The sequence below is a fragment of the Enterobacter cloacae complex sp. 2022EL-00788 genome, assembly GCF_026627565.1.
In the GTDB taxonomy this organism is placed as follows: domain Bacteria; phylum Pseudomonadota; class Gammaproteobacteria; order Enterobacterales; family Enterobacteriaceae; genus Enterobacter; species Enterobacter pasteurii.
The window spans coordinates 126,387-147,125 of sequence record NZ_JAPNMC010000009.1 but is presented as its reverse complement, the minus strand read 5'-3'; the positions used below and the strand labels follow the sequence as shown (position 1 = coordinate 147,125).

Below are 20,739 nucleotides of genomic sequence, written 5' to 3'. Positions count from 1 at the left end.
TATTTGTGAGCTATGCGGAAGATCGTTTGTACAAAAAATGTGATGCGGCACAAGTAACAGCCTGAAGCCAAAACGAAAAAAAAGCCGCAATCAGCGACAAGCTGAGAGCGGCTTAATACTATGAATTTTACTTATGGTAGCCGGGAAATCTCTCTGGCAATGGCGGTCGACTCCTGCGCCCAACCCTGTGCCAGCACTTTCACCATCTCGTCATATCCATCTTTTTGCTGCTTCAGCTCAAGATGGAAAGGACGCTTGATCAGCTGTCCCTGATGGTTCAGCAGCCACTCCCCGCTGATGACAACGGCACCGTCATAGCGGCCGTGGAAGCCCGTTACGTTAACATTCAGCGTGTCCTGATCGCTTCCCAAAGGCTGTGAGGCCACGACCCAGCCGGGGAGCTGACCGCTCAGATTTGCCACCAGCGTATTGCGTAACTGCTGATCCAGCGGGCTGGCCCACAGGTTATTGCTGGCGATCACGTACTGCACGTCGCTGGTCTGGTAGACAACCCCGTTGCCAGCCAGATAATCCGGCACCGCAACCTGCTCGACCCACAGCAGCCGGCTGCCCTGCGAGGCGATGCTTTGAGCGCCCGGCTGCGCGCCCATGGGCAGCTGATAGTAGCTTTTGTTATCACTTCCCGAGCTACAGGCCGTTAATAACAGCGCGCCCACGATAGTTAGCCATTTTTTCATTGTTTCGCCCTCTTAGGCTCAGGATCCTTTTTATCTTTCGCTTCAAACACCAGCGCGTTGCTCTTCTCGTTGAGCGTTTTCAACACTGGCTGGAGCTCGCGTAAGACCTGGTCAAGACGCTGCATGTCCGCCACCATTTTGTTGTAGGCCGCTGAACCAGGCTGGAAGCCCTGCATACTGCGGTTCAGTTCGCGCAACGTTTTCTGCATATCCTGCGGCAGCTGCTGCATGGACTGGTTGGCGGTGAGCTTGTTGATATTATCCAGCGTGGTTTGCAGTCGTCGCATCGTCGCCTGACTCTGTTGCAGCGATCCCGTTGCAGCCTCAAGCATTGGATTCAGCGGCAGATTGTTAATCTTATCCAGCGTTTCCATCAGGCGCTGCTGGATCTGCGCCAGGCCACTGCTCACCGTAGGGATAATTTTATAACCGCCAAATTCGCGGATCCCCGTCATTGGTGGCGCTTTTGGATAGAAGTCCATATCGACATACAGCGCACCCGTCACCAGGTTACCGGTTTTCAGCGAGCCGCGCAGACCGCGGTTCATCAGGTCGGTGATGTGCTCGCCGATATCCTGATCCTGACCAATCTGGTTAATCAAACGCTCAGGCTCAATGCGGATCAGCACCGGAATACGGTAATCATCATCAAGCATCTGCTTAAGACCCGGAACAAAGTAAGGCACCTGTCCCACTGTCCCCAGACGGATACCGCGGAACTCGACCGGCGCTCCCGGTTGCAGGCCGCGCACCGAATCCTTAAAGAACATCAGATAGTCGATGTGATCGGTATAGAGCGCATCCTGAATGCTTTTCTGATCGTCAAACAGCCTGAAGGCGGTTTTCTCCGCCACCGGCTGTCCGAGATCCAAACCTTCCGGTACGTCAAAGCTGACGCCCCCGCCAAACAGGGTGGTGAGTGATCCCATCTCTACGCGCATCCCCGCCGAAGTCAGATCGACCGCGATCCCGCTGTCTTTCCAGAAGCGCACGTTGCTGGTCACCAGCCGGTCGTTCGGCGCATTGATGAAAAGCTGATAGCTGATGGTCCGCTTTTGCGGATCGAACGTACTGGTCTCAACCGAACCGACGCGATAGCCGCGGAACAGCACAGGATCGCCCGGCGAGAGCTGGCCCGCTTTTTTACTGTCCAGAATGACGCGGATCCCCTTAGCGTCCGGCGGCGCAAGCGGCGGAGAGTCCAGCAGCTCATAGCTCGCGGGCTGGATACCCTTGTTGCCAGGCTGAAGCTCAATGTAAGCCCCTGACAGGAGCGTTCCTAACCCGCTGATCCCTTCACGGCCGACCTGGGGTTTAACCACCCAAAAGACGGAATCTTCATGCAGCAGTTTTTCCATGCCGGCATTCAGGCGAGCCTTAATTTCTACATGGGTTAAGTCATCCGTCAGGGTCGCACTTTCGACCACGCCCACATCCACGCTGCGGCTTTTGATGGTGGTTTTACCGCCCTCAATGCCTTCTGCATTGGTGGTGATTAGCGTGACTTCCGGGCCCTGATGGCTGTAATGATAAAACAGGATCCATGCGCCGATCAGCGCGGTCACGATGGGGAATATCCACACCGGCGACCAGTTTCTGACCTTCTGCACTTTAGCCTCTCCACTCTTATTTTCCATGCTCTTACTCTTCCTCATGGCTTGTCTCGGGCTCACGATCCCACGATAAACGAGGGTCGAAGGTCATGGCCGCAAACATGGTCATAATGACGACCAACGCAAACATCAGCGCTCCCATCGCGGGATAAATACTCATCAGCCCGCCCATGCGCACCAGCGCAGAGAGAACCGCTATCACAAACACGTCAATCATCGACCAGCGGCCAACAAATTCCACAACCTCATAAATCAGGTGCATACGTTCACTGTCGCGCTTTCCGTGCCCTTTCGCATCCCAGCAAAGCCAGGCAATCGCAATCATCTTTAAGGTCGGCACCATAATGCTGGCGATGAAAATCACCCCCGCAACCGGGTACGACCCTTCCCCCCACAGCAAAATAACCCCGGCCAGGATGGTCGAAGGCATTTTGTCGCCGAGCAGGTCGGTGATCATGATCGGCAGGATATTGGCGGGCAGATAAAGCATGATGGAGGTCACCAGCAGCGCCATCGTCCATTGCAGGCTATTTTTACGCCGCACGTACCCCTTTGTTTCACAGCGCGGACACACCTCAACCTCTGCGGGCAGGATGGCGGTGCAGCAGGAGCAGGAGCGAAGCCCCTGACGAATGCCCGGCACGCCCACCTTAACCGTCTGCGACAGCGTCGGCGCCGGGGCGATATCGTCCCAGGCCCAGCGTCGGTCTACGCACTGAAAGGCGCGCAGCTGCAACACGCAGTACAGGCACCAGGGTATAAAGCTGCTGCCAATTCCCACGTCGCCGTAGGCCATCAGCTTCACGAAGCTGACCAGTACCCCCGCCAGAAAGATCTCCGCCATCCCCCAGCTTTTCAGCTGGAACAAAACGCGCGCGAGTTTGATTTTGAGGGAGAGCGGCATCCTGACGCGGTTAACCAGCAGCAGGATGACGACCAGGCAAAAGGCCGGAACTATCTGTACGAACAGCAGGAAGAAGGTGCCGAGGCTGGCGTAGTCCTCCGAGAACATGACGTTCGGGATTTCCAGTAAATCTACCTGGCTGGTCATCCCCCCCACCTTCATGTAGATGAAAGGGAAGAGATTGGAGAGCAGCAGCATGAATAAGGCTGCCAGCGCATAAGCGGTAGGACGCTGCCTGGGCGCGTCCCACGCGGTTGTTAGCGTCGCCCCACAGCGCGGGCAGGCAGCCTTGTGTCCGTGACCAAGCTCTGGCAACGCCACAAGCATATCGCACTGCGAGCATAGAATATGCCGATCGGCATGGTGCTGGTCACACATAGTTTATCCCTGTTTATGCGCCGTTTTTCAGAGACTCAAGATACTCCCAGCGCTCAAACGCTTCCTCCAGCGCCTGCTCGGCCTGGGAGAGCTCAGCCAGTACTTTCTGAGTATAGTCGTGAGGCTGCGTAAAGAATGACGCATCAGCAACCTGAATCTGCAGCGCTTCCAGCGCGGCTTCCAGCTCTTCCAGACGCTGTGGCAGGCCTTCCAGTTCGCGCTGCAGGTTATAGCTCATTTTAGCCGGTGATTTTTTGGCCGTTTCTGCTTTTGCAACAACGGGTTCCGCTACGCTTTTGGTCCTGGCCTGTTTTTGCGCCAGGGACTGGGATTGCTGCCCGCGCGCGTCGTGATAGCCGCCAACGTACTGACCAATCCGGCCTTCGCCTTCGAAGATCCAGCACTCGGTCACGGTGTTATCGACGAACTGACGGTCGTGGCTAACCAGCATCACCGTGCCCTGATAGCCATCAATCAGTTCTTCAAGCAGCTCCAGCGTTTCGACATCCAGGTCGTTCGTCGGTTCATCGAGGATCAGTAAATTGCTTGGTTTCAGGAACAGGCGCGCCAGCAGAAGACGGTTACGCTCCCCGCCGGACAGCGCGCGCACCGGGGTCATGGCGCGTTTTGGATGGAACAGGAAGTCCTGAAGGTAGCCCAGCACGTGGCGCGGCTTGCCGTTAACCATCACCTCCTGCTTACCTTCGGCAAGGTTATCCATCACCGTGCGGTCTGGATCCAGCTCGGCGCGGTGCTGGTCGAAGTACGCCACTTCCAGCTTGGTGCCGCAGTGAATACGGCCGCTGTCGGCCTGGAGCTGGCCCAGCATCAGCTTCAGCAGCGTGGTTTTACCGCAGCCATTCGGGCCGATAAGCGCAATTTTGTCGCCGCGCTGTACCTGCGCGGAGAAATCGTTCACCAGCACTTTACCGTCGACCGAATAGTTAACGTTTTCCATTTCGAAGACGATTTTGCCGGAGCGGGACGCCTCTTCAACCTGCATTTTGGCGCTGCCCATCACCTCACGGCGTTCGCTGCGTTCGCGACGCATCGCCTTCAGGGCGCGAACGCGGCCTTCGTTACGGGTACGACGCGCTTTAATGCCCTGACGGATCCACACCTCTTCCTGCGCCAGCTTGCGGTCGAACTCAGCATTTTGCAGCTCTTCCACGCGCAGGTTCTCTTCTTTCTCCAGCAGGTAGGTATCGTAATCGCCCGGATAGGTCACCAGTTTGCCGCGATCGAGATCGACGATGCGTGTCGCCATATTGCGGATAAACGAACGGTCGTGCGAGATAAAGATAATGGTGCCGTTAAAGGTTTTCAGGAAACCTTCCAGCCAGTCAATCGCTTCGATATCCAGGTGGTTCGTCGGTTCGTCCAGCAGCAGCACCTTAGGTCCGCTCACCAGCGCACGGCCCAGCGCCGCTTTACGCAGCCAGCCGCCGGACAGCGCCGACAGCTCCATATCCGCTTCGAGGCCAAGCTGCGCCAGCACTTCGTTAATGCGGTTTTCCAGCTGCCACAGGCCGTGGTGATCGAGCATCTCCTGCACCTTAGCCAGCTCGTTGAGATTCTTGTCGCTCGGGTCAGTCATCACCAGATGCGAAATCTCGTGGTAGCGCTTCAGGTATTCCGCCTGCTCAGAAATACCTTCCGCCACGAAATCATAAACGCTGCCGGTGACGTTACGCGGTGGATCCTGTTGCAGACGAGAGACGATCAGATCCTGTTCGTAAACAATGCGTCCATCGTCCAGCCCCTGCTCGCGGTTAAGGATTTTCATCAGCGTCGATTTGCCCGCGCCGTTACGGCCAACCAGGCAGACGCGCTCGTTATCTTCGATATGCAGCTCTGCATTATCGAGAAGCGGCGAGTCGCTGAAAGAGAGCCACGCGCCGTGCATACTAATTAAAGACATTTATTTTTCCTTTCAGACCGCGGAGATAAGCCAGCAGTTGTGGATTTGACGGTTACGGGCAAAGTCCTGAGACAGCGTTTTTTGGCTGATTTCTTGTGCTTTCAGTCCCAGTTCGGCCAGGCCGTCGTGATCCATGCGGAATCCGCGCTTGTTGTTCGAGAACATAATGGTGCCGCCCTTACGCAGCAGGCGCTTCAGGTCGGTCATCAGGCGCAGGTGATCGCGTTGAACATCAAAGCTATCCTCCATGCGCTTGGAGTTAGAGAACGTCGGTGGATCGATAAAGATCAGATCGAACTGTTCATCCGTATCGCGCAGCCAGCCCAGCACGTCCGCCTGCAACAGACGATGCTGACGCCCGGTTAAGCCGTTGAGACGCAGGTTACGCTCCGCCCACTCCAGATAGGTGCGGGACATATCCACCGTGGTGGTGCTGCGCGCGCCGCCAAGCCCTGCATGTACGCTGGCGCTGCCGGTGTATGAGAAGAGGTTAAGGAAATCTTTGCCTTTGCTCATCTGGCCCAGCATGCGGCGGGCGATACGGTGATCGAGGAACAGGCCGGTATCAAGATAGTCGGTCAGGTTAACCCACAGGCGAGCGTTATATTCGCCCACTTCGATGAAGTCGCCCTTCTCGCCCATTTTCTGATACTGATTTTTACCTTTCTGACGTTCACGGGTTTTCAGCACCAGCCTGTTTGGCGAAATGCCGAGCACGGCGATGGTCGCCGCAATGACGTCCAGCATACGCTGACGCGCTTTTTGCGCATCAATGGTTTTCGGCGGGGCATACTCCTGAACAACCACCCAGTCCGCATAGCGGTCAACCGCCACGTTGTATTCCGGCAGGTCAGCGTCGTACAGGCGATAGCATTCGATCCCTTCCTGCTTCGCCCACTTCTCAAATTTCTTCAGGTTTTTGCGCAGGCGGTTGGCGTAATCTTCCGCTACGCCGGAGGGCTTGCTGTCCGCCGCCGTCTCGGCCAGATGGTAGTTTTTCTGCACGCAGTCCAGCGGGCCGTTTTTCGCCTTGTACTGGCGATCCGCACGCAGCTGCAGGCAGCTCAGCAGCTCCGGCGAGGCGCTAAACAGGGAGAGATTCCAGCCGCCGAAATGCGCTTTCATGTTGCGGCCCAGCAGGCTGTGCAGCGCAATCAGCGCCGGCTCGCTGCCCAGACGTTCGCCGTAAGGCGGGTTGCTGATCACCGTACCGTACGGGCCCTTAGGCAGCGGGTTGGTCAGGTTCGCAACGTCCTTGACGTCAAAATGAATCAGCTCGCCGATCCCGGCGCGGCGGGCGTTGCTGCGGGCGCGTTCAATGACGCGGGCATCGCTGTCCGAACCATAAAAACGAGACGTGTACTCCGCCAGCCCCTTGCGCGCGCGGGTCTGCGCGTCGTCCTTCACCTCTTTCCAGAGGGCTTCATCGTGCTGTGCCCAGCCTTTAAAGCCCCACTGTCCACGGTGCAGGCCTGGCGCACGGTCGGTAGCCAGCATCGCGGCTTCAATCAGCAGCGTGCCGGAACCGCACATCGGATCGAGCAGCGGCGTACCCGGCTGCCAGCCGGAGCGCATGACGATGGCCGCAGCCAGCGTTTCTTTGATGGGCGCCATCCCGGTGCGGTCGCGATAGCCGCGCAGATGCAGGCCCGCGCCGCTCAGATCCAGGGATATGCTGGCGGTGTCGCCGTTCAGCCAGACGTTGATACGCAGATCCGGGTTTTCGCGGTCAACGTTCGGGCGTTCCTTATTTCGACGCGTGAAGCAGTCGACAATGGCGTCTTTGACGCGCAGAGCACCGTACTGGCTGTTGCGGATCTCATCGTTGACGCCGTTGAAATGCACCGCAAAGGTGGCGTCCGGGGTGAAGATCTCTGTCCAGTCGATCATCTGTACGCCGGTGTAGAGATCAAGATCGCTGTAGACCTTGCACTCTTTCATCGGCAGCATGATGCGCGACGCCAGACGGCTCCACATCAGGCTCTGGTAAATAAGCCGCGTGTCGCCCTCAAAATGGACACCACCCTGAACCACCCGGCACTCTCTCGCGCCCAGGCCTTCCAGTTCAGTTTTTAACAGCTCTTCCAGCCCACGGGCCGTACTGGCAAACAGAGAATTCATATCGTCACTTTTACTCTTAGAAAATTGTCGCGCATTATAGCTAATATGGCGTGTATGTCATAAAGTTGAAGGCTTATTTTCTTTTGCGGGAGTGTGCAGTGGCGACGTTATCCAGGCTTTTTATTCATCCGGTGAAATCCATGCGCGGTATCGGCGTTACGCACGCGCTGGCCGATATAAGCGGATTTGCCTTCGATCGCATATTTATGGTCACCGAGCCTGACGGTACGTTCATTACGGCACGCCAGTTCCCGCAGATGGTTCGCTTTACCCCTTCCCCGCTTCATGACGGTTTGCACCTGACCGCGCCGGACGGATCGAGCGCGGTGGTTCGCTTTACCGATTTTGCGCCGGTGGATGCGCCAACGGAGGTGTGGGGGAATCATTTTACCGCGCGTATCGCCCCGGACGCTATAAACCAGTGGCTGAGCGGCTTTTTCTCCCGTAACGTTCAGCTGCGCTGGGTTGGGCCAGCCCTGACCCGTCGCGTTAAGCGCCACAACGCGGTCCCCCTCTCCTTCGCGGATGGTTTTCCATTCCTGCTGACCAACGAGGCCTCGCTTCGCGACCTACAAAACCGCTGTAAAGCCAGCGTGCAGATGGAGCAGTTTCGCCCGAATCTGGTGGTGACCGGAGCGGATGCCTGGGATGAAGATACCTGGAAAACGATCCGCATCGGCAGCGTGATTTTTGACGTGGTGAAACCGTGCAGCCGCTGTATTTTCACCACCGTCAGCCCGGAAAAAGGCCAGAAGCATCCTTCCGGCGAACCGCTGAAAACGTTGCAGTCATTCCGTACCGCGCAGGACAGCGGCGACGTCGATTTCGGTCAGAACCTCATCCCCCGCTCAAGCGGCGCGATCCGCGTGGGCGACGAGGTCGAAATCCTCACCCGCGGTCCGGCACGCGTATATGGCGCAGGTCAGGAAGAAGAGATGGTCGACGCCGTGACCAACGTCGCTTCCGCGGTGGATATTCACTGGGAAGGCAAAGTTATCCGGGGTAACAATCAGCAGGTACTACTGGAGCAGCTGGAGCAGGCGGGTATTCGCGTACCGTATTCCTGTCGGGCGGGAATTTGTGGATGCTGCCGCATCAGGCTGGTAGACGGTGAGGTGAGTGCTCTGAAGAAATCCGCGATTGGCAATGACGGCACGATCCTGTGCTGTAGCTGCGTACCGAAAACGTCCGTACAGCTGGAAGCTTAAACCGCCTGTTCGAGGCTGAAGGAATCTACGCGCAGCTGTGGCTTCAGCCTGTCGTTCATTACCTTGATGGCATCACCTAACTGCATCACTCGCCCGGCAATGGTCACGCCGGGCTGTGCCAGCAAACAGAGCGCGGCGTTTTCGCCGGGTTCAACTACCAGCAAACTCACCTCTTCTTCGGTATCGCTCAGGCTCACGCTGGCCGCATCGCCCGTGGCCGGGGTCCAGCTCATGCCGTGCGCGAGGAAATGCCAGCTTTTCGGCATTTGGGGTTTCAGGAAGCGGATTGCCACCAGCGCGTTTAATACCAGTTCGGCGCGCTGTTCTTTGGAAAGATCGAGATCGCGGCATTTTTCTTCAAAAGAGAAATAGAGCGCGGCATCGTCAACGCAAAAGCCTGAGGGGGCAAACGCGTCTGGCGTGAGCATCCGGCGCGCAAAACGAGAGCGAAACAACATGCCATTGGCTAAGTCGAGCATCATTCGGTCATGCTCTTCGCAATAATACCAGCGCCAGTTATCGTCAGGTTTAATTCGCATGTTTCTCTCCCGTCCCCAAACGTCCTGTACTAAAAATGTCCTGTTTGCCGCTTCGTTTATAACACTAGTAATAAAAGACTATAATGTCTAAATAAGCAACAATGACGGAATATAAAACAACCAGGGCTGGAAATAAAGCCCTGGTTGTCTGATTAAGAGAAAAGATTAGATATGGGTGACAATTTCTTTAATCAATGGCGGCCCTTTAAAAATAAAGCCGGAATAAATTTGCACCAGCGATGCGCCCGCCGCCATCTTTTCACGCGCAGCGATGACGGAATCAATGCCGCCCACCCCAATAATCGGCAGCTGGCCTTTTAATTCCGCAGAAAGTGCGCGAATAATTTCGGTGCTTTTTAATTGTACCGGACGGCCGCTTAAACCACCCGCTTCGTCACAGTTTTTCATTCCCTGAACGAGGGATCGATCGAGCGTCGTATTGGTCGCAATAACGCCATCAATATTATGGCGAACTAAACTGTCGGCAACCTGGATCAATTCTTCAGGAGAAAGATCCGGGGCGATCTTAACCGCGACCGGAACATATTTATGGTGGCTCGCCTGCAGCTCCGTTTGTTTATTTTTAATGGCGCTGAGAAGATCGTCGAGCGCTTCGCCATATTGTAATGAACGCAGCCCTGGGGTGTTTGGTGATGAAATATTCACCGCGATATAACCGGCATAGGCGTAGACTTTTTCCATACAAATCAGATAGTCATCTTTACCCTGCTCGACTGGGGTGTCTTTATTTTTACCGATATTAATACCCAGCACGCCATCAAAATGGGCTTTTTTTACGTTCTCTACCAGATGATCGACACCGAGGTTATTAAAGCCCATGCGGTTGATCAGCCCTTCGGCTTCGACCAGGCGGAACAGGCGCGGCTTGTCGTTACCCGGCTGCGGGCGCGGCGTCACCGTCCCGATTTCGATCGAGCCAAAGCCCATCGCACCGAGTGCATCAATGCATTCGCCATTTTTATCCAGGCCGGCCGCGAGGCCCAGCGGATTCTTGAAGGTCAGGCCCATGCACTGCACAGGTTTTTCCGGCACGTTCTGGCGCACCAGCGCCGCTAAAGGCGTTCCGGTAATGCGGCGTAACTGCTGAAACGTCAATTCATGAGCGCGCTCTGGATCGAGCTGGAAAAGGGCTTTACGAACGAAGGGGTAGTACATGAACTCTCCTGGATTCCCGGTGTGCAAACCGGGAGGGGATTATGTGCGATCCGGCACGGAAAGGGAATTGACCTGTGGCAAAAAAAGCCGAGTAAAACGCAATCGTTTCCTTCGGGAAGACTTCTTATGCATTTTTTGGCATTTCACCTGAGGATAAATCATTTAGTGGAATAACGGCGCAATGTCACACTCCTGAAAATTGTTATGAATGTTAGATAAAAGCAAACAATTAGTTATAAGGAGCAACCATGCGCGTCATTACTCTGGCCGGAAGCCCGCGCTTCCCCTCTCGCTCCAGCGCCCTGCTGGAATACGCCCGCGATAAGCTTAATGCTCTGGATGTGGAGGTATGCCACTGGAATCTGCACAATTTCGACCCTGAGGATCTGCTCTACGCCCGCTTTGACAGCCCGGCGCTGAAAACCCTGACAGAACAGCTTAAAGGCGCGGATGGACTGATCGTCGCGACGCCCATTTATAAAGCCTCTTTTTCGGGTGCGCTGAAAACCCTGCTCGACCTGCTGCCCGAACGCGCGCTGGACGGCAAGGTCGTCCTGCCGCTGGCCACCGGCGGTACCGTGGCCCATTTGCTGGCGGTGGATTACGCCCTCAAGCCCGTACTGAACGCGCTGAAGGCGCAGGAGATCCTGCACGGCGTCTTCGCAGACGACTCACAGGTTATTGACTACCAGCACAAGCCACACTTCACCCCGAACCTGCAAACCCGCCTCGACAGCGCGCTTGATACCTTCTGGCACGCCCTGAACCGCCGGGAACGCCATGCAGAGGCACGTCGTCAACCACAAGGAGTAGCGCATGTTTAAAATCCTTACCCGTATCGGGCTGGCGGGCCTGCTGGCAGTCGCGTCGCTGGCACACGCGGCGGAGGCCGCACCGGAGAGCCTGCGCATTGGCTATCAGAAAGGCAGCGTCAGCATGGTGCTGGCGAAAAGCCACGCGCTTTTGGAAAAACGCTTCCCGGACACCACATTCTCCTGGGTCGAATTCCCTGCCGGCCCCCAAATGCTGGAGGCGCTGAACGTCGGGAGTATTGATTTAGGCAGCACCGGCGACATTCCGCCGATCTTTGCGCAGGCAGCCGGGGCGGATCTGGTTTACGTTGGCGTTGAACCCGCGAAGCCCAAGGCAGAGGTGATCCTGGTGCCGGAAAATAGCGGGATTAAACGCGTCGCCGATCTGAAAGGGCATAAGGTTGCTTTCCAGAAAGGCTCCAGCTCGCACAACCTGCTGCTGCGCGCGTTGCAGGAGGCTGGCCTGTCGTTCACCGATATCCAGCCCGTTTACCTGACGCCTGCCGATGCGCGCGCGGCGTTCCAGCAAAAGAACGTTGATGCCTGGGCTATCTGGGATCCGTACTACTCTGCCGCCCTGCTGCAGGGCGGCGTGCGGGTGCTGAAAGACGGCACGTCCCTGAAACAGACGGGTTCGTTCTACCTGGCAGCGCGTCCGTACGCCGAAAAGAACGGCGCTTTTATTCAGGAGGTGCTCGATACCTTCACGCAGGCCGATGCGCTGACCCAGACCCAGCGTCAGCAGAGCGTAACGCTGCTCGCAAAAACCATGGGCTTGCCTGAGCCGGTGATTGCCACCTACCTTGACCACCGTCCACCAACCACCATCGCCCCGGTTGACGCGCGCGTTGCCGCCCTCCAGCAGCAAACGGCAGATCTTTTTTATCAAAACCGCCTGGTTCCAAAGCAGGTAAATATTCGCGAACGCATCTGGCAACCCGCAGGCACTGAAGGAAAAAAATCATGAGTCTGAATCTTTTCTGGTTTTTACCCACCCACGGTGATGGACGCTATCTTGGCACAGAAGAAGGCGCTCGCCCGGTCGACCACGGCTACCTTCAGCAGATAGCACAGGCGGCAGACCGCATCGGTTTTACCGGGGTGCTGATCCCGACGGGCCGCTCGTGCGAGGATGCCTGGCTGGTTGCCGCCTCAATGATCCCCGTCACCCAGCGTCTGAAATTCCTGGTGGCGCTGCGCCCGAGCGTGGTATCGCCAACCGTCGCGGCGCGTCAGGCGGCAACGCTGGACAGGCTATCCAACGGGCGCGCGCTGTTCAATCTGGTCACCGGCAGCGATCCGCAGGAGCTGGCGGGAGACGGCGTGTTCCTCGATCACACCGAACGTTATGAAGCCTCCGCCGAGTTCACACGCGTCTGGCGACGGCTGCTGGAGGGTGAAACCGTCACCTTCGAAGGAAAACATATCCACGTTCGGGATGCGAAACTCTACTTCCCGCCGGTTCAGCAGCCGCGCCCTCCCCTCTATTTCGGTGGTTCATCGGACGTGGCGCAGGATCTGGCGGCTGAGCAGGTCGATCTCTATCTGACCTGGGGCGAGCCGCCTGCGCTGGTGAAGGAAAAAATTGCCCAGGTACGCGCTAAAGCGGCTGAACATGGCCGCAAGGTGCGCTTCGGTATTCGCCTGCACGTGATTGTGCGCGAAACCAGCGAAGAGGCCTGGCAGGCCGCCGACCGGTTAATTTCCCATCTGGACGACGACACCATCGCCAGGGCACAGGCGGCGTTTGCCAGTACCGACTCCGTGGGTCAGCACCGGATGGCGTCGCTACACAACGGCAGGCGAGAAAATCTGGAAATCAGCCCGAACCTGTGGGCCGGCGTAGGTCTGGTGCGCGGCGGCGCCGGTACGGCGCTGGTAGGTGACGGCCCAACCGTAGCGGCACGCATCAATGAATACGCGGAGCTGGGCATCGATAGCGTTATCCTCTCCGGCTATCCGCATCTGGAAGAGGCGTACAGGGTGGGCGAGCTGCTGTTCCCGCATCTGGATGTCGCTGTTCCGGACATTCCGCAGCCGCGGCAGCTTCAGCTGCAGGGCGAAGCGGTGGCGAACGCGTTTATTCCGGGAAAAGTCGCGCAAAGCTAAGGAGCCTCTATGTCCGCAAACGCACAAAAATGGCTGCTGCGCGCCGCGCCGTGGTTCTTGCCCGTCGGCATTGTCCTTGTCTGGCAGCTGGCGTCTTCAACCGGCTGGCTGTCGAGCCGCATCCTGCCCTCCCCGGAGGGCGTTGTCGAAGCATTCTGGTCGCTAAGCGCCAGCGGCGAGCTGTGGCAGCATCTGGCTATCAGCTCCTGGCGTGCGGCGATCGGTTTTTCGATTGGCGGCAGCATCGGCCTGACGCTTGGGCTGATCAGCGGTCTCTCCCGCTGGGGAGAGCGGCTGCTGGACACCTCCGTGCAGATGCTGCGCAACGTGCCGCACCTGGCGCTGATCCCGCTGGTCATCCTGTGGTTTGGCATAGATGAGAGCGCAAAAATCTTTCTCGTGGCGCTGGGGACGCTGTTCCCGATCTATATCAATACCTGGCATGGGATCCGCAATATCGATCGCGGCCTGGTGGAGATGGCCCGCAGCTATGGCCTGTCGGGTTTTGCCCTGTTTACGCATGTCATTCTGCCGGGCGCCCTTCCCTCCATCATGGTCGGCGTGCGTTTTGCGCTCGGCCTGATGTGGTTGACCCTGATCGTGGCGGAAACCATTTCGGCTAACTCCGGCATTGGCTATCTGGCGATGAACGCCCGGGAGTTTCTGCAAACGGACGTGGTGGTGGTTGCCATTATCCTTTATGCCCTGCTCGGCAAACTCGCAGACGTCAGCGCCCAGTGGCTGGAGCGTACCTGGCTGCGCTGGAACCCGGCCTATACCGCTCAGGAGGCGAAAGCATGAATACTGCACGACTGAATCAGGGGACACCGTTGCTGTTAAGCGGCGTAACCAAACGCTACGGCGAAAAAACCATTCTGAACGCGCTGGATCTGCATATTCCCGCCGGACAGTTTGTGGCCGTTGTCGGCCGCAGCGGCGGCGGAAAAAGCACCCTGCTGCGTCTTTTAGCCGGGCTGGAAGCCCCCAACGGGGGTGACATTCTGGCGGGCACCACGCCGCTGGCCAACATTCAGGACGATACGCGCATGATGTTTCAGGACGCGCGCCTGCTGCCGTGGAAAACGGTGATGGATAACGTCGGGCTTGGTCTGAAAGGCAGCTGGCGGGAGGAGGCCCGGCAGGCACTCGCCGCGGTCGGGCTGGAGGATCGCGCGGGTGAATGGCCTGCGGCGCTGTCGGGCGGTCAAAAGCAGCGCGTGGCCCTGGCGCGGGCGTTAATCCATCGTCCCGGCCTGCTGCTGCTTGATGAACCGCTCGGCGCGCTCGATGCCCTGACGCGGATCGAGATGCAGGATCTGATTGCGTCTCTCTGGCAGACGCACGGTTTTACGGTGCTGCTGGTGACGCACGACGTCAGCGAAGCCGTGGCGATGGCCGACCGGGTGCTGTTAATAGAAGAGGGAAAAATTGGTCTGGATCTGACGGTGGACATTCCACGCCCTCGCCGCGTGGGCGCTGCAAGACTGGCAGAGCTGGAGGCGGAAGTGCTGGACAGGGTAATGAAGCGTGGGGTGAATGAGCGCGCGTTGATTAAAGCTAATGCCTGATGCCCTCACCCCGGCCCTCTCCCACAGGGAGAGGGAGGGTTAAGCTTTCTATCAGGCCAGCGCCTTCGCAATCTTTTCGTACAGATCGCCAGACAGGTTTTCCAGCCCTTTTAGCTGCTCAAGCGCGGCTCGCATTTTCGCCTGACGCTGCGCGTCGTAGCGCTTCAGGCGGATCAGCGGCTCAATCAGGCGAGACGCCACCTGCGGGTTACGGCTGTTCAGCTCGGTGAGCATTTCCACCATGAACTGATAGCCGCTGCCGTCTTCGGCATGGAACGCGGCCGGGTTGCTGCTGGCAAACGCGCCAATCAGCGAGCGTACGCGGTTCGGGTTGCTCATGGTGAACGAACGGTGCCTGAGCAGGCTGCGGACCTTGCTCAGCGCATCGGCCGCCGGGCTGGTGGCCTGCAGGATGAACCATTTGTCCATCACCAGACCATCCTCGTGCCACCTGTCGTCGTACTCCTGCATCAGCGCGTCACGGCACGGCAGCTCGGCGGCAACGCTCGCCGCCAGCGCGGCCAGCGCATCCGTCATGTTATCCGCTTCGTGGTACTGCTTGCTTACCAGCACGTTTGCCAGCTCAGCCTCGCCAAACGCAAGGTAGCGCAGGCAGGTATTGCGCAGGGAACGCTTGCCGATGTCCGCATGCTCCACGCGATAGGCGTCCAGCCTGTTGGCGTTATAGATGGCGAGGAATTCATCCGCCAGTTCGGTCGCCAGCGTGCGGGTCAGCGCTTCACGCACGGCCACAATCGCAATCGGGTCAATGATGTCGAACAGCTCCGCGATTTCGGTCGCGGACGGCAGCGTCAGAATTTCAGCCGCCAGCGCCGGGTCAATCTTCTCATCCAGCAGTATGGCGCGGAAGGCATCTGCCACATGCACCGGCAGCGTCAGCGGCTGACCCTGCTGGTAACGGTTGACGTTCAGCTTGATGTACGTCGCCAGCAGGCTTTGCGCCGCATCCCAGCGAGAGAAATCATTGCGCGCGTGACGCATCAGGAACGTCAGCTGCTGATCGCTCCACTTGTACTCCAGCTTAACCGGCGCGGAGAACTCACACAGCAGCGCAGGAACCGGCTGGAAGTAGACGTTATCGAAGATAAAGGTCTGCTCCGCCTGGGTTACGTTCAGCACGTTATGGACCGGATGCCCGCCCTTCTGCAACGGGATCGCGTTGCCTTCGTTGTCGTACAGTTCAATGCTGAACGGAATGTGCAGCGGATGTTTTTCCTCCTGCTCGGCCGTTGGCGGCGTGCGCTGGCTGATGGTCAGCGTGTACTGCTCGGTTTCCGGATTGTAATCGTCTTTCACGGTGACAATCGGCGTTCCTGCCTGGCTGTACCAGCGGCGGAAATGAGAGAGATCGACGTTGGACGCGTCTTCCATTGCCTGCACGAAGTCGTCGCAGGTGGCCGCGCTGCCGTCGTGACGCTCGAAGTAAAGCTGCATCCCTTTCTGGAAGTTCTCTTCCCCCAGCAGGGTGTGGATCATACGGATAATTTCAGCGCCTTTCTCATACACCGTCAGGGTGTAGAAGTTGTTCATCTCAATCACTTTATCCGGGCGGATCGGGTGCGCCATTGGGCTGGCGTCTTCCGCAAACTGCAGGCCGCGCATGGTACGCACGTTGTTGATGCGGTTTACCGCCCGCGAGCCCAGATCGGAGCTGAACTCCTGATCGCGGAAGACGGTCAGGCCCTCTTTCAGGCTCAGCTGGAACCAGTCGCGGCAGGTGACGCGGTTTCCGGTCCAGTTGTGGAAATATTCGTGACCGATGACGCGCTCGATATCGAGATAGTCTTTATCGGTGGCGGTATCGGTACGCGCCAGCACGTATTTGGAGTTAAAGACGTTAAGGCCCTTATTCTCCATCGCGCCCATATTGAAGAAGTCGACGGCGACAATCATATAAATGTCGAGATCGTATTCGAGGCCAAAGCGCTCTTCGTCCCACTTCATGGAGTTGATGAGGGAAGTCATCGCCCACGGCGCGCGGTCAAGGTTTCCACGGTCGACGAAGAGCTCCAGCGCCACTTCACGGCCAGAGCGGGTTTTGAAGGTGTCGCGCAGAACGTCGAAATCCCCTGCCACCAGCGCAAACAGGTAGCACGGTTTCGGGAACGGATCCTGCCACTGCACCCAGTGACGGCCATTCTCCAGCTCGCCTTCGCCGATACGGTTACCGTTGGAGAGCAGGAACGGGTACAGCGCTTTATCGGCAATAATTTTCGTGGTAAAGCGCGCCAGCATGTCCGGGCGATCCAGATACCAGGTAATGTGGCGGAAACCTTCTGCTTCACACTGGGTACACAGGGCTACGCCTGACTGGTAAAGCCCTTCCAGCGCGGTATTGGCGGCAGGGCTGATTTCATTCACGATGCGTAGCGTAAAGCGTTCCGGCAGGTTGTCGATGACCAGCTGGTTGCCTTCTTCTTTATAGTCTGACCAGGCTTCATCATTAATATGCAGGGAGACCAGCGTCAGGTCTTCACCATCCAGACGCAGCGGCACGGCCGTCGCGCTCTGGCGCGTCACCTGGCTTTCCGCCGTCACAACGGTTTTTGTAGCATCCAGGTCAAACGTCAGATCGATATCGCTAATCAGGTAATCCGGCGCACGGTAGTCGTGGCGGTATTTGGCTTGTGGCTGTTGTGTCATAGAAAACCTTATGCATCGTTTGTCGAGTAACGATTCAATATATTCCTGTTGTGTAAAACGCGCTATGCAGAATGTTCATCTTTTCAGGCACAACGTCCTTTATTGCTACATTTTTATAACACGGGGCACGAAATGCACTCGACCATAAAGTGTGCTTATGTTGTGATCGGGGTTCAATAAATCATTAAACAAGGTATACTCCGGAGTTGTTTATTGTACTAAACGCTCCCGTGAGAGGATGCTACAGCGCACCTATGACTCAATTCGCTTCTCCGGTTCTGCATACGTTGCTGGATACCGACGCGTACAAGCTGCATATGCAGCAAGCCGTGTTTCACCACTATCATGATGTTCATGTTGCGGCGGAATTTCGCTGCCGGGGTGACGACTTGCTGGGTATCTACGCAGACGCCATTCGTGAACAGGTCGATGCCATGCAGCATCTGGCGCTGCAGGATGACGAATATCAATGGCTTTCTGGCCTGCCGTTCTTCAAAGCGGACTATCTGAACTGGCTGCGCGACTTCCGCTATAACCCGGAACAGGTCACCGTCTCGAATGATAACGGCAAGCTGGACATCCGCCTGACCGGCCCGTGGCGCGAAGTGATCATGTGGGAAGTGCCGCTCCTGGCCGTAATCAGCGAGCTGGCCCACCGCTATCGTTCCCCGGAAACCGGCGTTACCCAGGCCGTTGCCGCGCTGGAAAATAAACTTGTTGAGTTTAACCAGCTGACCGAAGGGCTGGATATGTCCCGCTTCCGGCTGATGGACTTTGGCACGCGCCGCCGCTTCTCACGCGACGTGCAGGAAGCTATCGTCAGACGCCTTCAGCAGGAGCCGTGGTTTGTTGGCACCAGCAACTACGATCTGGCGCGTCGCCTGGATTTAACCCCGATGGGCACCCAGGCGCACGAATGGTTCCAGGCACACCAGCAAATTAGCCCTGACCTCGCTAACAGCCAGCGCGCGGCCCTCGCCGCGTGGCTTGACGAATACCCGGATCGGCTCGGCATTGCCCTCACCGACTGTATTACCATGGACGCGTTCCTGCGCGACTTTGGTCCTGAATTTGCTGAACGCTATCAGGGCTTACGCCATGACTCCGGGGATCCGGTGGAATGGGGTGAGAAAGCCATTGCCCATTACGAAAAATTGGGTATCGACCCGATGAGTAAGGTGCTGGTCTTCTCCGATAATCTCGATCTCGCGAAAGCCGTTGACCTTTATCGCCACTTCTCCTCTCGGGTGAATCTTAGCTTCGGGATCGGTACGCGCCTGACCTGCGATATCCCTCAGGTGAAACCGCTGAACATTGTCATAAAACTGGTGGAATGTAACGGCAAGCCGGTGGCGAAGCTATCCGACAGCCCGGGCAAAACCATCTGCCATGACAAAGCGTTCGTTCGCGCATTACGTAAAGCCTTCGATCTGCCCCTGGTGAAAAAAGCCAGCTAACCGCTTCGGGGAGCCTCCATGGCTCCCCTTCTCTTATTTATTTCTTATTTCTTCTCTTAAGACTGCGAAATTTACTTGTCTGATAGCGGATGGCAGGTAACATAGATATCCCCCCTATAAGGGCGGACAAGTGTTTATTTTTTCCGACTATTAACAGAGAGAATATTATGAGCGTTGTGCCTGTAGCCGACGTACTCCAGGGCCGTGTCGCCGTTGACCAGGAGGTCACCGTGCGCGGATGGGTGCGTACTCGTCGAGATTCTAAAGCTGGCATCTCCTTCCTCGCCGTCTATGACGGTTCCTGCTTTGATCCTGTACAGGCCGTCATTAATAATTCTCTGCCCAATTACAATGACGACGTTCTGCACCTGACAACAGGCTGTTCCGTGATCGTTACCGGCGTTGTGGTGGCTTCTCCGGGCCAGGGTCAGAGCTTCGAAATTCAGGCGACTGCTGTGGAAGTGACAGGCTGGGTTGAAGATCCGGATACCTACCCGATGGCTGCAAAGCGTCACAGCATTGAATATCTGCGTGAAGTCGCGCACCTGCGTCCGCGCACCAACCTGATTGGTGCGGTTGCCCGCGTGCGTCACACCCTGGCGCAGGCGCTGCATCGCTTCTTTAACGAGCAGGGTTACTTCTGGGTTTCTACCCCGCTGATTACCGCATCCGACACCGAAGGTGCAGGTGAAATGTTCCGCGTTTCAACGCTAGATATGGAAAACCTGCCGCGTACGCCGGAAGGTAAAGTCGACTACGACAAAGACTTCTTTGGTAAAGAAGCCTTCCTGACGGTATCCGGTCAGCTGAACGGTGAAACCTATGCCTGTGCGCTGTCCAGGATCTATACCTTCGGCCCAACCTTCCGTGCGGAAAACTCCAACACCAGCCGTCACCTGGCGGAATTCTGGATGCTGGAGCCGGAAGTGGCCTTTGCCGACCTGAACGACGTTGCGGGCCTGGCGGAAGCGATGCTGAAATACGTGTTCAAAGCCGTTCTTGAAGAGCGCGCAGACGACATGAAATTCTTCGCTGAGCGTGTGGATAACGATGCTATCGCCCGTCTTGAACGCTTTGTCTCCGCGGACTTCGCGCAGGTAGATTACACCGATGCGGTTGCTATCCTGGAAAAATGCGGCGAGAAGTTCGAAAACCCGGTTTACTGGGGCGTGGATCTCTCCTCCGAGCACGAACGTTATCTGGCAGAGAAGCACTTTAAAGCGCCGGTTGTTGTGAAAAACTATCCGAAAGACATTAAGGCGTTCTATATGCGCCTTAACGAAGACGGTAAAACCGTTGCCGCGATGGACGTCCTGGCACCGGGCATCGGTGAAATCATCGGTGGTTCCCAGCGTGAAGAGCGTCTGGATGTGCTGGATGCGCGTATGCAAGAGATGGGTCTGAACCCGGCTGACTACAGCTGGTATCGCGACCTGCGCCGCTACGGTACCGTTCCGCACTCCGGTTTCGGTCTGGGCTTTGAGCGTCTGATTGCCTACGTTACCGGTGTTCAGAACGTGCGTGATGTGATTCCGTTCCCGCGCACGCCGCGTAACGCAAGCTTCTAACCG

Annotated in this window: 16 protein-coding genes; 8 read left to right on the top strand and 8 right to left on the bottom strand. The window is 57.2% G+C overall.

The window, feature by feature from the left end:
* Positions 1-131: 131 nt before the first annotated feature.
* From pqiC to rlmKL, 5 genes are read right to left on the bottom strand one after another with little or no spacing between them, the layout of a single operon-like run.
* Positions 132-698 (bottom strand): membrane integrity-associated transporter subunit PqiC, encoded by a 567-nt coding sequence (gene pqiC / locus OWK27_RS15665; protein WP_267590725.1) that lies wholly within the window; start codon positions 696-698, stop codon positions 132-134.
* Complete coding sequence (gene pqiB, locus OWK27_RS15660) at positions 695-2,335, bottom strand: intermembrane transport protein PqiB (RefSeq protein ID WP_148420994.1); 1,641 nt, start codon at positions 2,333-2,335, stop codon at positions 695-697. The genes pqiC and pqiB overlap by 4 nt, the downstream gene beginning before the upstream one ends.
* A gap of 4 nt (positions 2,336-2,339) precedes the next feature.
* On the bottom strand, positions 2,340-3,593 hold the full coding sequence (gene pqiA, locus OWK27_RS15655) for a membrane integrity-associated transporter subunit PqiA (RefSeq protein ID WP_267590724.1): 1,254 nt from the start codon (positions 3,591-3,593) through the stop codon (positions 2,340-2,342).
* Between the two features lie 13 nt (positions 3,594-3,606).
* Complete coding sequence (locus OWK27_RS15650; protein ID WP_148420998.1) at positions 3,607-5,514, bottom strand: ABC transporter ATP-binding protein; 1,908 nt, start codon at positions 5,512-5,514, stop codon at positions 3,607-3,609.
* Positions 5,515-5,526: 12 nt separating this feature from the next.
* The gene (rlmKL, locus tag OWK27_RS15645; RefSeq protein WP_193356366.1) at positions 5,527-7,635 is read right to left on the bottom strand and encodes a bifunctional 23S rRNA (guanine(2069)-N(7))-methyltransferase RlmK/23S rRNA (guanine(2445)-N(2))-methyltransferase RlmL; all 2,109 of its coding nucleotides are present in this window, start codon (positions 7,633-7,635) and stop codon (positions 5,527-5,529) included.
* Positions 7,636-7,733: 98 nt separating this feature from the next.
* On the opposite strand from rlmKL, the gene OWK27_RS15640 reads away from it, so the two are divergent.
* Positions 7,734-8,843: a YcbX family protein gene (locus OWK27_RS15640; RefSeq protein ID WP_176610712.1), complete on the top strand. Its 1,110-nt coding sequence runs from the start codon at positions 7,734-7,736 to the stop codon at positions 8,841-8,843.
* Here the strand turns inward: OWK27_RS15640 and zapC are convergent.
* Entirely contained in the window at positions 8,840-9,382 is a 543-nt protein-coding gene (zapC, locus tag OWK27_RS15635) for a cell division protein ZapC (protein ID WP_148421004.1), read from the bottom strand. The two genes, OWK27_RS15640 and zapC, sit on opposite strands and share 4 nt — an antisense overlap.
* A gap of 165 nt (positions 9,383-9,547) precedes the next feature.
* The gene (gene pyrD / locus OWK27_RS15630; protein WP_148421006.1) at positions 9,548-10,558 is read right to left on the bottom strand and encodes a quinone-dependent dihydroorotate dehydrogenase; all 1,011 of its coding nucleotides are present in this window, start codon (positions 10,556-10,558) and stop codon (positions 9,548-9,550) included.
* Positions 10,559-10,806: 248 nt separating this feature from the next.
* Between pyrD and ssuE the strand changes: the two genes are divergently transcribed.
* Genes ssuE through ssuB form a run of 5 tightly spaced genes read left to right on the top strand, consistent with a single transcriptional unit; the run spans position 10,807 to position 15,047 of the window.
* The gene (gene ssuE, locus OWK27_RS15625) at positions 10,807-11,382 is read left to right on the top strand and encodes an NADPH-dependent FMN reductase (RefSeq protein WP_267590723.1); all 576 of its coding nucleotides are present in this window, start codon (positions 10,807-10,809) and stop codon (positions 11,380-11,382) included.
* Positions 11,375-12,337 (top strand): sulfonate ABC transporter substrate-binding protein, encoded by a 963-nt coding sequence (locus tag OWK27_RS15620; protein WP_176610714.1) that lies wholly within the window; start codon positions 11,375-11,377, stop codon positions 12,335-12,337. Before ssuE ends, OWK27_RS15620 begins: the two co-directional genes overlap by 8 nt.
* Positions 12,334-13,479 carry an FMNH2-dependent alkanesulfonate monooxygenase gene (gene ssuD / locus OWK27_RS15615; protein ID WP_148421012.1) on the top strand — a complete coding sequence of 382 codons (1,146 nt, stop codon included), beginning with the start codon at positions 12,334-12,336 and terminating at the stop codon, positions 13,477-13,479. The genes OWK27_RS15620 and ssuD overlap by 4 nt, the downstream gene beginning before the upstream one ends.
* A gap of 9 nt (positions 13,480-13,488) precedes the next feature.
* The gene (gene ssuC / locus OWK27_RS15610) at positions 13,489-14,280 is read left to right on the top strand and encodes an aliphatic sulfonate ABC transporter permease SsuC (RefSeq protein WP_267590722.1); all 792 of its coding nucleotides are present in this window, start codon (positions 13,489-13,491) and stop codon (positions 14,278-14,280) included.
* Positions 14,277-15,047 (top strand): aliphatic sulfonates ABC transporter ATP-binding protein, encoded by a 771-nt coding sequence (gene ssuB / locus OWK27_RS15605; protein WP_148421017.1) that lies wholly within the window; start codon positions 14,277-14,279, stop codon positions 15,045-15,047. The genes ssuC and ssuB overlap by 4 nt, the downstream gene beginning before the upstream one ends.
* A gap of 51 nt (positions 15,048-15,098) precedes the next feature.
* Here the strand turns inward: ssuB and pepN are convergent, their stop codons facing one another.
* Positions 15,099-17,711, bottom strand: a complete 2,613-nt coding sequence (pepN, locus tag OWK27_RS15600) for an aminopeptidase N (protein ID WP_267590721.1) — start codon at positions 17,709-17,711, stop codon at positions 15,099-15,101.
* Between the two features lie 254 nt (positions 17,712-17,965).
* On the opposite strand from pepN, the gene pncB reads away from it, so the two are divergent.
* Positions 17,966-19,168 carry a nicotinate phosphoribosyltransferase gene (pncB, locus tag OWK27_RS15595; protein ID WP_148421020.1) on the top strand — a complete coding sequence of 401 codons (1,203 nt, stop codon included), beginning with the start codon at positions 17,966-17,968 and terminating at the stop codon, positions 19,166-19,168.
* Positions 19,169-19,335: 167 nt separating this feature from the next.
* Positions 19,336-20,736 (top strand): asparagine--tRNA ligase, encoded by a 1,401-nt coding sequence (asnS, locus tag OWK27_RS15590; RefSeq protein ID WP_148421022.1) that lies wholly within the window; start codon positions 19,336-19,338, stop codon positions 20,734-20,736.
* Positions 20,737-20,739: the final 3 nt, after the last annotated feature.